Source organism: Rhodopila globiformis, from assembly GCF_002937115.1.
Classification (GTDB): domain Bacteria; phylum Pseudomonadota; class Alphaproteobacteria; order Acetobacterales; family Acetobacteraceae; genus Rhodopila; species Rhodopila globiformis.
In genome coordinates this window covers 1-9085 of record NZ_NHRY01000028.1, presented here as the reverse complement: position 1 = coordinate 9085, position 9085 = coordinate 1, and the positions used below count along the sequence as shown (strand labels likewise).

At 65.3% G+C, this 9085-nt stretch carries 9 protein-coding genes and 1 pseudogene; 4 read left to right on the top strand and 6 right to left on the bottom strand.

The annotated features are described in order from the left end of the window. From CCS01_RS00675 to CCS01_RS00660, 4 genes are all read right to left on the bottom strand, one after another. The coding region (locus CCS01_RS00675) for a hypothetical protein (protein WP_204848089.1) at positions 1-905 on the bottom strand (905 nt) is incomplete at its 3' end. Between the two features lie 357 nt (positions 906-1262). Then, positions 1263-2702 carry a metalloprotease TldD gene (tldD, locus tag CCS01_RS00670; protein WP_104516906.1) on the bottom strand — a complete coding sequence of 480 codons (1440 nt, stop codon included), beginning with the start codon at positions 2700-2702 and terminating at the stop codon, positions 1263-1265. Between the two features lie 90 nt (positions 2703-2792). Further along, complete coding sequence (locus tag CCS01_RS00665) at positions 2793-3917, bottom strand: COX15/CtaA family protein (protein ID WP_193540091.1); 1125 nt, start codon at positions 3915-3917, stop codon at positions 2793-2795. Positions 3918-4005: 88 nt separating this feature from the next. Then, positions 4006-4266 carry an usg protein gene (locus CCS01_RS00660; protein WP_104516905.1) on the bottom strand — a complete coding sequence of 87 codons (261 nt, stop codon included), beginning with the start codon at positions 4264-4266 and terminating at the stop codon, positions 4006-4008. Between the two features lie 313 nt (positions 4267-4579). Here CCS01_RS00660 and groES point away from each other — a divergent pair, with 313 nt between their 5' ends. Together groES and groL are read left to right on the top strand one after the other, a co-directional pair. Beyond that, on the top strand, positions 4580-4891 hold the full coding sequence (groES, locus tag CCS01_RS00655) for a co-chaperone GroES (RefSeq protein WP_104516904.1): 312 nt from the start codon (positions 4580-4582) through the stop codon (positions 4889-4891). A gap of 61 nt (positions 4892-4952) precedes the next feature. Beyond that, the gene (gene groL, locus CCS01_RS00650; protein ID WP_104516903.1) at positions 4953-6596 is read left to right on the top strand and encodes a chaperonin GroEL; all 1644 of its coding nucleotides are present in this window, start codon (positions 4953-4955) and stop codon (positions 6594-6596) included. Between the two features lie 240 nt (positions 6597-6836). Here the strand turns inward: groL and CCS01_RS00645 are convergent, their stop codons facing one another. Both CCS01_RS00645 and CCS01_RS00640 read right to left on the bottom strand, forming a co-directional pair. Continuing rightward, on the bottom strand, positions 6837-7133 hold the full coding sequence (locus CCS01_RS00645; RefSeq protein WP_104516902.1) for a HigA family addiction module antitoxin: 297 nt from the start codon (positions 7131-7133) through the stop codon (positions 6837-6839). Positions 7134-7142: 9 nt separating this feature from the next. Then, a pseudogene (locus tag CCS01_RS00640) lies at positions 7143-7394 on the bottom strand (type II toxin-antitoxin system RelE/ParE family toxin); the annotation flags it as partial. Between the two features lie 64 nt (positions 7395-7458). Between CCS01_RS00640 and CCS01_RS00635 the strand changes: the two are divergent. Next, positions 7459-7734, top strand: a complete 276-nt coding sequence (locus CCS01_RS00635; protein WP_408887469.1) for a hypothetical protein — start codon at positions 7459-7461, stop codon at positions 7732-7734. 168 nt (positions 7735-7902) lie between these two features. Then, complete coding sequence (locus CCS01_RS00630) at positions 7903-8256, top strand: DUF4365 domain-containing protein (RefSeq protein WP_158258164.1); 354 nt, start codon at positions 7903-7905, stop codon at positions 8254-8256. Positions 8257-9085: the final 829 nt, after the last annotated feature.

Genomic DNA, 9085 nt, shown 5'->3' with positions numbered 1-9085 from the left:
GTCGCCAGCACGGGCGCGAAACCACCCAGCCGCACCTTCGCCGCATCCGCAACCGGCAGCGCCGGGGCGAACCCACCAAGACGCACCTTGCCGGCATCCGTGGTCGCCAGCACGGGCGCGAAACCACCCAGCCGCACCTTCGCCGCATCCGCAACCGGCAGCGCCGGGGCGAACCCACCAAGACGCACCTTGCCGGCATCCGTGGTCGCCAACGCGGGCGCGAAGCCACCCAGCCGCACCTTCGCCGTATCAGCAACCGGCAGCGCCGGAGCGAAGCCACCCAGCCGCACCTTGCCGGCATCCACGATCGGCAGCGCCGGGGCGAAGCCACCCAGCCGCACCTTCGCCGTATCAGCAACCGGCAGCGCCGGAGCGAACCCACCCAGCCGCACCTTGCCGGCATCCGCCGTCGCCAGCGCAGGCGCGAAGCCACCCAGCCGGACCTTCGCCGCATCCATGGTCGGCAGCGCCGGAGCGAAACCACCGAGACGTACCTTGCCGGCATCCGCCGTCGCCAGCGCAGGCGCGAAGCCACCCAGCCGGACCTTCGCCGCATCCGCGGTCGGCAGCGTCGGAGCGAAACCACCCAGCCGCACCTTCGCCGCATCCGCAACCGGCAGCGCCGGGGCGAAACCACCGAGACGCACCTTGCCGGCATCCGCCGTCGCCAGCGCCGGAGCGAAACCACCCAGCCGAACCTTCGCCGCATCCACGGTCGGCAGCGCCGGGGCGAACCCACCGAGACGTACCTTGCCGGCATCCGCCGTCGCCAGCGCAGGCGCGAAGCCACCCAGCCGCACCTCCGCCGCATCTACAGTCGGCAGCGCAGGTGCAAAGCCACCAAGGCGCACCTTGCCGGAGTCGGTGGTCATTACATGGGCGGACGGGATGCGAGTGGTAAACATGGATCGGACCTCTCTCTGATTGCGTTCCAACATCGTGAGCCGTTCGGGAAATGATCTGCGGCCCTTCGATGGAGACAGATTCACAGAGAGAGAATTTATTATCGTTTTTTTGACGTTATCTTGACGTGAAATCGTCAGGCCAGGACCAAGAAAAATGCTTGATCTGGTGCCAGATGACTTTGGTCATTCATCTACAGCGAATCGTACGCTAAGTATTGCGACAATGATTGTAAAATTGCACTTCAGTCTTTGGCAAAAAACTACTGTAGCGCTAGTTGGTGACAAACGTTAAAGAGCCCGGCTGCAATGTTGCAGCCGGGCCCCTACCTCAGGTAGACAGATGAATATGCGTTAATGTCAGGCGGCTGTGCCACCGATTGTCAGTCCGGACAGCTTCAACGTCGGCTGGCCAACGCCTACCGGCACGCCCTGCCCGCTTTTGCCGCAGGTGCCGATCCCCGGGTCCAGCGCCATGTCGTTGCCGATCATTTCGACCTTGGCCAACGAGTCGGGGCCGTTGCCGATGAGGGTGGCGCCTTTGACCGGGGCGGTGACCTTGCCGTCCTCGATCATGTAGGCCTCGCTGGCCGAGAACACGAACTTGCCGGACGTGATGTCCACCTGGCCGCCGCCGAAATTCACCGCGTACAGGCCGCGCTTCACCGACCGGATCATGTCTTCGGGCGTGTGCGACCCGCCCAGCATCACCGTGTTCGTCATTCGCGGCATCGGCGCGTGCGCATAGGACTGCCGCCGCCCGTTGCCGGTCGCACGCATGCCCATCAGCCGCGCGTTCAGGCGATCCTGCAGATAGCCAACCAGGACGCCGTCCTCGATCAGCACGGTTCGGTTCGTCGGCGTGCCCTCGTCATCCACCGTCAGGCTCCCCCGCCGATCGGCCATGGTGCCGTCGTCGACGACGGTGACGCCCGGGGAGGCGATGCGCTTGCCCAGCAGTTCGGCGAAGGCCGAGGTTTTCTTGCGGTTGAAATCGCCTTCCAGCCCGTGGCCGATGGCCTCGTGCAGCAGGATGCCGGGCCAACCGGGGCCGAGCACCACGGGCATCTCGCCGGCCGGCGCCGGGCGGCTGTCCAGGTTCACCAGCGCCTGGCGCAGGGCCTCGTCCACCGCGCCGCGCCAAGTGCTTTCGCGGGTGACGAAATCGTAGGCGAAGCGGCCGCCGGTGCCGTAGCTGCCGGTCTCGCGCCGCCCGTCCTGCTCCACCACCAGCGACACGTTCAGCCGCACCAGCGGGCGCAGGTCCGCCACCCGCGTGCCGTCGGCGCGCAGGATCTGCACCGCCTGCCACTCGCCGCTGATCGAGGCCATCACCTGCTTCACCCGCGGATCCTTGCCGCGGGCATAGGCGTCGATCTCGCCCAGCAGCGTGGTGCGGGCGGAGAAATCCATCAGGCTGAGCGGATTGGCGTCGGAATACAGCCGGGCGTTGGTGGCGCGCGGCGGCTCCGCCATGGTGCCGGAATGGCCGGCCGCGACCGCCGAGACGGTGGCGGCGGCGCGGCGCAGCGCGTCTTCCGACACCTCGCCGGAATGGGCGTAGCCGGTGGCCTCGCCGGCGACGGCGCGCAGGCCGAAGCCCAGGCCGGAGTCGAAGTTCGCCGTGCGGATGTGGCCGTCGTCGAGGCTGATCGATTCGCTCTCACGATACTCCAGGAACAGTTCGCCGTCGTCGCTGCCGTGCAGCGCCTGGTCGACGATGGCGGCGGCGGTGGCACGGTCCAGCGCGGCATCGGCCCGCTCGAAGAACAGCTTGTCAGTGGCTGCGATGGCGCTCATGGCGGCGATCCTTCATGGTGAGGGTCCACAGATGGTAAGCGCCACGCGGTTTGCCTACCAGCCTGGTCAAACATCGCGCTTCACCGGGTATCACGCCGGTTTCGGCGCCGCGGCGCGGGAACCCTTTGCGCATGGCCGTTTGGGAAGCCGCCCGTGCAGCAGGCGGTGCCAGGCGACCAGCACCGTGGTCAGCAGGATCACCGCGCCGGCCTGGTGCATCGCCGCCACCGGCACCGGCACGACCAGCAGCAGCGTCGTCACGCCCAGCGCGTACTGGCACCCGACCGCGACGGCGAGCGCGATCGAGATGCTCCGCGGCAGGCCGATGCGCGGGCCGAGCGCGGCCATCAGTGTCACCAGGATCAGGGTTGCCGTCGCCAGCAGGCGGTGGTCGAACTGCACCGCGGTGACGTTCTCGGTCAGGTTGCGCAGCACCGGCTGCAGGCGGGCCCAGCCGTCCGGGACGAGTTGTCCGTCCATCAGCGGGAAGGTGTTATAGGTCAGCCCGGCGTGCAGGCCGGCCATGAATCCGCCGGCAACGATGGTCAGCGCCACCATGATCGCGCAGGACGCCGCCAGCAGGCGCGGTGCCAACGGCACCACCACCCGGCGGCTGGCGGGGCGCAGCAGCGACAACGCGGTCCAGAGGATCGCGGCATACAGGGCCAGCGCCAGCACCAGGTGCGCCACCAGGCGGTAGGCCGACACCGACGTGGTATCGGGCAGGAATCCGGACGCCACCATGAACCAGCCGACGGCGCCCTGCAGCCCGCCCAGCACGAACAGCAGCACGAGGCGCGGCACCAGCCGGCGCTCGATCCGCCCGGTCAGGCCCAACCAGACCAGCGGCACCAGGAAGGCGAGGCCGATCAGCCGGCCCCACAGGCGGTGGATCCATTCCAGCCAGAAGATGTGCTTGAAGCCGGCCAGCCCGAAGCCCTCGTTCACCAGGCTGTATTGCGGGATCTGCTTGTACAGGTCGAACAGGTGGTGCCATTCCGCGTCCGACATCGGCGGCAACGCGCCGCTTACCGGCGCCCACTCCATGATCGACAGGCCGGAGCCGGTCAGGCGGGTCACGCCGCCCAGGATGATCATCACCAGGATCATGGCGGCGACGGTGAACAGCCAGATCGCGACGATCCGGCGATTCCGGCGCATCGCGGCGCGATCCATGCGGGAGGCTTCCGGGAATTCCTGCACGTCGAATGGCATGCCACATTCTATAGGGTCTGCCGCCGCGCGAATGAAGCGCTTCCGCCCGGCGACTGCGTTTTTTCCTGCCGGCGGCAGGGCTGGATTCCTAGTGCAGGTGGAGCAAAGTGCCGGTGTGGCGCACCTTTGCGGGCTGGATCAATTTCGCGGAGCCGACGCGGACGGAGTGCAGGTTGCCGTCGAGTTCCCGCTGCCAGAAATCCAGGAACCGGTGCAGCACCGGATATTGCGGCGCGATATCAAGATCCTGCCAGATGAAGCTTTGCAGCACGGACGGATGGTCCGGCAGGTGGTAGAGGATCTCAGCGGTCGTCAGGCGATAGTCCTTCATCTGACGGACAAGGCTCATGGCGGGGTGTTTCCTTTCCGACGCATCGCCTGGCCTGAGGCTGCCCGGATGCCAACAATCTCGGCCAGTTACCGGGATCATGTTGGAGAATCCCGCCGGCCTGCAACAGGAAACACAACCTTTTCAATAACTTAGCACTCAACACGAAAGAGTGCTGCCAAATGCTTGACAGATCGCGGCGGCCCCATTAGATCGCTGGCACTCCCAACCGGGGAGTGCTAACAATCGGCCCGGGTGCTTCCTGCAAGGTCCGCTGTCGGTTGTTCGCTGTCCGATCACTCACTGGCTGAGATCGTACTCAGGAGCGTTCAACATGTCTTTCCGTCCCCTGCATGACCGGGTCGTCGTCCGGCGCCTTACCGCCGAGGAGAAGACCGCCGGCGGGATCATCATCCCCGACACGGCCAAAGAGAAGCCGATGGAAGGCGAAGTCATTGCCGTTGGCCCGGGTGGCCGCAACGAACAGGGCCAGCTGGTGCCCCTGGACGTGAAGGCGGGCGACCGGATCCTGTTCGGCAAGTGGTCCGGCACCGAAGTGAAGCTCGATGGCGAGGAGCTCCTGATCATGAAGGAGTCCGACATCATGGGCATCATCGACGCCTCCGCCAAGAAGAAGGCCGCCTGAGGCGCATAAGCGCTCACACGCCTGGCTTCCAACCTGAAGACTCAACACGAGGAATACACATATGGCTGCAAAGGACGTCCGCTTCGGCGGCGACGCTCGCCAGCGCATGCTGCGGGGCGTGGACATTCTGGCCGACGCGGTGAAGGTCACCCTGGGCCCGAAGGGTCGCAACGTCGTGCTCGACAAGAGCTTCGGCGCGCCGCGCATCACCAAGGACGGCGTCACCGTCGCCAAGGAAATCGAGCTGGCCGACAAGTTCGAGAACATGGGCGCGCAGATGGTGCGCGAGGTCGCCAGCAAGACCAACGACATCGCCGGTGACGGCACCACCACCGCCACCGTGCTGGCGCAGGCGATCGTGCGTGAAGGCGCCAAGGCCGTCGCCGCCGGCATGAACCCGATGGACCTGAAGCGCGGCATCGACAAGGCCGTCGCCGCCGTGGTCGAGGACCTGAAGAAGCACACCAAGAAGATCACCACCCCGGCCGAGACCGCCCAGGTCGGCACCATCTCCGCCAACGGCGAGACCGAAATCGGCAAGATGATCGCCGAGGCGATGCAGAAGGTCGGCAACGAGGGCGTGATCACGGTGGAAGAGGCCAAGGGCATCACCACCGAGCTCGACGTCGTCGAGGGCATGCAGTTCGACCGCGGCTATGTCTCCCCGTACTTCATCACGAACGCGGAGAAGATGATCGCCGAGCTGGACCAGCCCTACATCCTGATCCACGAGAAGAAGCTGTCCGGCCTGCAGCCGATGCTGCCGCTGCTGGAGAGCATCGTGCAGTCCGGCCGCCCGCTGCTGATCATCGCGGAAGACGTGGAAGGCGAGGCGCTGGCCACCCTGGTGGTGAACAAGCTGCGCGGCGGCCTGAAGGTCGCGGCGGTGAAGGCGCCTGGCTTCGGTGACCGCCGCAAGGCGATGCTGGAAGACATCGCGATCCTGACCGGCGGCACGGTGATCAGCGAAGACCTCGGCATCAAGCTCGAGAACGTCAAGCTGAACGATCTCGGCAAGGCCAAGAAGATCCTGATCGAGAAGGAAAACACCACGATCGTCGAAGGCGCCGGCAAGAAGCCCGACATCCAGGGCCGTTGCGGACAGATCCGGGCGCAGATCGAGGAGACCACCTCTGACTACGACCGCGAGAAGCTGCAGGAGCGGCTGGCGAAGCTGGCCGGCGGCGTGGCCGTCATCCGCGTCGGTGGCAGCACCGAGGTCGAGGTGAAGGAGCGCAAGGACCGCGTTGACGACAGCCTGCACGCCACCCGCGCGGCGGTCGAGGAAGGCATCGTTCCGGGCGGCGGCGTCGCCCTGGCGCGTGCGGCGCTGATCCTGTCCAAGCTGGCGGCCGACAACGACGACCAGCGCTTCGGCATCGAGATCGTCCGCAAGGCGGTGCAGACCCCGCTGCGCCAGATCGCCGAGAACGCCGGCGAGGACGGTGCGGTGATCGCCGGCAAGGTGCTGGACAAGGACGACTACAACTGGGGCTTCGACGCCCAGTCCGGTGAGTTCAAGGACCTGGTCAAGGCCGGCATCATCGACCCGACCAAGGTTGTGCGCACCGCGCTGCAGGATGCGGCTTCGGTTGCCGGCCTGCTGGTAACGACTGAGGCGATGGTGGCCGAGCGTCCGGAGAAGAAGGCGCCGCCGATGCCGGCTGGCGGTGGCATGGGCGGCATGGGCGATATGGATTTCTGATCCGGATCGTTCTGCCGGGAGTGTTGCAGGGAGGGCGGGCCGTTGGGTCCGCCCTTTTTGTTTGGGGGCCGCGAGCTCTGTCGGGCAACGACTGGCAACCCCATGCCTGGATCAACGGATCCCGTATCCGACGCGCAGCCCGTCATCCAATTGGCAAATCCGCCGTGGCACACGCTGGAGCCCGGCTACGGAGAGTTGCCGGTTTCCACGGGACGAACATCATCCACGACACGAAGCCACTCAGGCTGCATCAGGCATTGCCACCCGCCGCACGTCAATCCGGTCCGCGTCCTTCATGGCCCGCGCCATATCGTAATCGAGTTGCAGCCCCGCCCACGTCTCGGGCGAGCTTCCAAACGCCTTCGACAAGCGGATCGCCATCTCCGGGGAAATGCCCCGCCGTCCGTTCACCAGTTCCGATACGGCATTGCGCGAAACGCCGAGTGCCTTCGCGGCAGCACTGACGCTCAGCCCAAGAGGTTGGAGGCATTCTTCCAGGACGATGCGGCCAGGATGTGGCGGGTTCTTCATCGGCATCACAATCTCCTAATGGTAATCGATCAAATCCACGTCGCGCGCATCCAGACCATCGAACCTCCAGACGATCCGCCAGTTGGCCCGGACAGTGACCGCCCAAAAGCCGCGTCGATCGCCTTGGAGCGGGTGGAGCCGGAACCCCGGCAGGTTCATCTGATCAGGACTGCCGGCACGGTCCAGGACGGCCAGGACGGCCAGGACGTTCTCGACTTTCGAGATCATATCGGGGCGAATGCCGCTTTTGTCATCAAGCTCGTAGAGGCGCTTGAGGCCTCAATGCCGAAAGCCCCGGATCATCGGGGCCGTGTAGCCTGTAGCCTTCCGCATGTCAATTGGAAATGCGGACAGTGCGGCAATTTCCGGCACGACGCCGGAGAGGGACGACCACAAGCTCGGCTTCGGTGCCCGGGCCGCAGCGTTTAGGGACCTGCTCAGGGCCAGCATCGCCGATCCGGCGAAGGCTGTGCGCTCCGTGGATGCGGCCTCGGTCGCCGGCCAGTTGGTGACCACCGAGGCGATGGTGGCCGGGCGTCCGGAGAAGAAGGCGCCACCGATGCCGGCCGGCGGTGGGAGGGGCGGCATGAGCGATATGGATTTCTGATCCGGATCGTTCTGCCGGGAGTATTGCAGGGAGGGCGGGCCGTTGGATCCGTCCTTTTTGTTGGGGGGCGGAGCCGGGGGCGTTGGCGGACGTCAGGATGCGGTTTAGAACGCGCAGCCAGTCGTAAAGAAACTGCAACGTGCTGCTTTTGCGGTGGGGATGTATCGGATGGGGGCGCGGAAGAAGCGGACCACGGAGCCTGTCATCGCGGACATGAGCCTTCACGTTCTTGCTTACCTTGTCGTCAAGGCAGGGTTCACGTTCGAGGCGATGAGGGCCGACTATGGATACGACGTTTTGTCATCACCTTTGACGCCAATGGGGGAGGTTGAGAACGGCCTGGTCTATGTGCAGTTGAAGGCGACCAACAGGATACGAGTTCATAATCCGAGCGCCTGGGTGCTGTTCCGGATCACGAAGACGGACCTCGATCTCTGGGGCTCTGAGCAGTGTCCTGTCTATCTGGTGCTGTTCGATGCGCAGGCGGAGGTCGCGTACTGGCTGTATCTGCAGAATTATTGATCCGGCCAGGGTTATCTTGGCAGGTGGTGACAAGTAAGCCCTTGTTCAGAAAGAGGAAATTGGCATGCGGCTTGCCAAGATAACCCTGGCCGGATCAATACCTGGAGGCGGCCAGGATCATGGTATCGGCCATGCGGGGAAAGTCTTTGGAGGTGCGTGTCGCGAAAGGCCAGAGCGTGGACCTCGCCGCCATCGGATCATGGCGATCCGACAAGGCACGCGTCCTTGCGGGAATCGGCGGGGTGCCTCATGCGTAGGAACGGTGTATCGACGCACGACTTTCTGCACGCATTGCCACAGTTGGGCTTCGTTGAGACGCAGGCTTCCGAGGGATCGCACATGCTCCTGCGGCACCCGGTTTCAGGGCTTGTGGTGTCTGTGTCCACATCAAGGTCCGAGGTTCCTCCAATTATACTGCAGGGAATTGAACGGCAGATGGAGAATTTCCGGATCGTCACGAGGGAGAAGTTCGAGGACATGCTTTGAGGTGGCGCACTGTCCGGGGACTATGGCGCAGCCGCCATATGCGCCTTCAGGGTCACGCCAAGCGCACGGGCGACGCCAGGCAGGTCGTCAGACGCGGGGCGCCGTTCTCGCTCAGCGCCTTATAGAGCGCCTCTCGGGTAAACCCCCGCTTCGCGCGCCGCGTCCGTCATGCCGCGCCCCCGTGCAATCACGCCCCAGGCAGATGGGACCGAATTTCCGGAACTGGCTGGGAGCGGAATGGCGGGTTCCGGGGATGCTGGGGCGCGAAGCTGCCATCCACCGCTCTTGGCGTGGCGGCCGTTCCCGACCCGCGGTTGCGGCCTGACCGCTGATCGTGTGGCTC

Bases quoted from the DNA above. Each gene is read 5' to 3' on its own strand.
- tldD (WP_104516906.1), bottom strand. From the start codon at position 2,702: ATGAGCGCCATCGCAGCCACTGACAAGCTGTTCTTCGAGCGGGCCGAT.
- CCS01_RS00665 (WP_193540091.1), bottom strand. From the start codon at position 3,917: ATGCCATTCGACGTGCAGGAATTCCCGGAAGCCTCCCGCATGGATCGC.
- CCS01_RS00660 (WP_104516905.1), bottom strand. From the start codon at position 4,266: ATGAGCCTTGTCCGTCAGATGAAGGACTATCGCCTGACGACCGCTGAG.
- groES (WP_104516904.1), top strand. From the start codon at position 4,580: ATGTCTTTCCGTCCCCTGCATGACCGGGTCGTCGTCCGGCGCCTTACC.
- groL (WP_104516903.1), top strand. From the start codon at position 4,953: ATGGCTGCAAAGGACGTCCGCTTCGGCGGCGACGCTCGCCAGCGCATG.
- CCS01_RS00645 (WP_104516902.1), bottom strand. From the start codon at position 7,133: ATGCCGATGAAGAACCCGCCACATCCTGGCCGCATCGTCCTGGAAGAA.
- CCS01_RS00635 (WP_408887469.1), top strand. From the start codon at position 7,459: ATGTCAATTGGAAATGCGGACAGTGCGGCAATTTCCGGCACGACGCCG.
- CCS01_RS00630 (WP_158258164.1), top strand. From the start codon at position 7,903: ATGGGGGCGCGGAAGAAGCGGACCACGGAGCCTGTCATCGCGGACATG.